At 43.1% G+C, this 1,943-nt stretch carries 2 protein-coding genes and 1 pseudogene; all 3 read right to left on the minus strand.

Features of this window, described 5'->3' with window-relative positions; translation table 11 throughout:
• Window positions 1–604 (minus strand): annotated as a pseudogene (locus tag HMPREF2726_RS00920) (RHS repeat protein); the annotation flags it as partial.
• A gap of 99 nt (window positions 605–703) precedes the next feature.
• Window positions 704–1,153 carry a hypothetical protein gene (locus tag HMPREF2726_RS00925; RefSeq protein WP_141765236.1) on the minus strand — a complete coding sequence of 150 codons (450 nt, stop codon included), beginning with the start codon at window positions 1,151–1,153 and terminating at the stop codon, window positions 704–706.
• A gap of 35 nt (window positions 1,154–1,188) precedes the next feature.
• Window positions 1,189–1,943 (minus strand): RHS repeat-associated core domain-containing protein (locus HMPREF2726_RS14590; protein WP_246827838.1); only part of this gene is annotated, 755 nt, incomplete at its 5' end.

The following is a 1,943-nucleotide window of genomic DNA, read 5'->3' on the forward strand; positions in this document are numbered from 1 at the left end:
TGTGCGCGGGGTCGAAGGCGAACAGTTCGTTACCGGCTTTAGTAATCCTGCCCAGTTTGTCGTATTCGAAATGCGTCGTTCCCGTCCGCTGGTCGGTGCTGTGGGTCAGGTTGCCGGTGCGGCCGTAGCCGTAGCTGCGTTTGACGGCGGTTTGATTATAACCCGCCGCGACTTTGTTTTTGCCTTTGCCGCCCTCTGTCAGGTCGTTGAGGGTGGCGATTTGCCTTTTCAGACGACCTAATGGGTCGAGTTCGTAACGGCTGGCGAGTTTACCTTGTGTGCGGAAGATTTCGCGGTGCAGTTTGTCGCGCTCGATGTCGGTAATGACTTCGTCGTCGAGGCTGATTTGGTGGAGGTGGCCGCTGCCGTAATACAGATAGTTGATCTGTCTGCCGTCGGGCAGGACGGTGGCGGTGCGGTTGCCGTTGAAGTCGTAGTGGTAGCGGACGGTTTCGGTGACGGGCAGGTACAGCATGTCGTACTGCGCATCGCGCCAGTCGGTGTCGGGCAGGCCGTTTCGGGCGCTCTCTTCTTTGCTCGGCACTTTCCATTGGTGCTGGGCAATGAGTTGGCCGTTTTCGTTGTGGTTGAAGCAGGTAAGGGTAAGCGTATAGGGAAAGGTCGTCTGAAGGTTATTTCAGACGACCTTGATATTTTGTTGGGTCTCGACCCAACCTCGCTTGCTGGCAACAGATTGTGGACTCTAATGAAAGGTTCGGTAAAATGTTCCCATCTCTAGCTTCCCATCTTCAGACAAGGTTGCATTCCCAATTTCAGATAAATTACGCCCATCTAGATAGATCCTACCTTCTTTGTTTTCAATTTGCACATCTTTAAATTTAAAATGTTCAAATTTATCAATAGTATAATAAATGCTATTCTTTTGGTAGTCTATTTGCTTTTTAGTCAGAATTGCTTCAAGAGCTTCAGATTCTCCGTTGGTATTTTTTATCCATAAATTTACATATCCATCAATATTATTAGTACTTTCTGTTTTCATTCTCAATACTATAAAATCAAAAGGATAACCTGATAATTCTTGGCCTAGTTCTCTCGGTTTATTTTCCTGATTGAAATAATATTTTTCTCTATAAGTACAGGCTAGTGAAAGTATTATAGAAATTATTCCAAAAGAGAGTAGTATATTTTTCATTTTAAATCCCATTAATATAAATATAAAAATATTGTTTACATGTATTCCAAAATATTACAGGCACATTTTGTTGTAAATGGTATTAATTCGTTTATGTTTCTCTGTTCAACAGGTTTGTTAGGTGCAGCCATGATATTGTTTTCCCATCCTTTTTGAGGAATACTTTTCCCGTTTATATCTTTGTATCTATCACCTAATCCCATTAGATGGCCAGCCTCATGAGCGGCTACCCATGAGACATTAGGATCCCTCATATACCAAACTCCTCTATTTCCTCCAGCTTTATTTACATAACTTCTACCATTGATAGGTTCGGCAGTAATTTGGTTAGCCATTTTGCTGTCATTTGCTTTTACATTTGCAATGAATCTAATATTGCATCCACCATATTTCCATCCTCCAGCATTCCAGTTTCGTTCAATCCCATTCTTTACATTTTCTATATCAGTATTGGTTACATTCCTTCCATTTAAAGAAATATCAAGGATAAATGTAACTGAGCGATCAGATCGAATGATATTAACATCAAGCCCTAAATGATCTATCCATTGCTGAGTATTCGGCGCAAACTGATACAGATTCATCCCACCCATCAACCCAATCGGGTCCTGATTCACAAACCGACCCACATCAGGTTCATAATACCTGAAGAAGTTGTAATGCAGCCCCGTTTCACGGTCGGCATACTGGTTTTGCAGGCGGAACGGTTGGTATGCAGTATCTGTTACTCTGGTTTCTTCTTTCAGACGACCCCAACCGGTGTAGTTGCCGAACCATAAGAGGTTGCCGT

It is taken from the genome of Neisseria sp. HMSC074B07 (genome assembly GCF_001810355.1).
Taxonomy (GTDB): Bacteria; Pseudomonadota; Gammaproteobacteria; order Burkholderiales; family Neisseriaceae; genus Neisseria.